We start from the raw sequence: 279 nt of genomic DNA on the forward strand, positions 1-279 counted from the left end.
CGTGCAGGCCGAGCTCGCCCATCGCGGGCCAGAGCTCGGCTTTGGGAAACCAGTCCTCGGCGTCGATCTTCGCGGCGAGCGGCTCGATGCGCTCCTTCGCGAAGCGCTGCGTCGTCTCGCGGATCATGTCGGCGGTCTCGCCAAGGCTGAAATCGAGCGTCGGATCCATGGGCCTCTCTCCGGAATATGCGCGTCAGCAGTGCTGACCTTTGTCTGCGCGCTTTGCCCCGATTTCGCGCGAGGCGGCAAGGGGAGAGAGGGGGTGATCCCCCGGGGCGG

Annotated in this window: 1 protein-coding gene; it reads right to left on the reverse strand. The window is 67.4% G+C overall.

Going from position 1 to position 279, the window contains the following annotated elements; all coding sequences use genetic code 11:
- On the reverse strand, positions 1-169 hold a 169-nt coding region (locus tag NLU14_RS23180; protein WP_420845091.1), incomplete at its 3' end, for an acyl-CoA dehydrogenase family protein.
- Positions 170-279 lie beyond the last annotated feature (110 nt).

It is taken from the genome of Marinobacter iranensis, assembly GCF_029207565.1.
Lineage (GTDB): Bacteria > Pseudomonadota > Gammaproteobacteria > Pseudomonadales > Oleiphilaceae > Marinobacter > Marinobacter iranensis.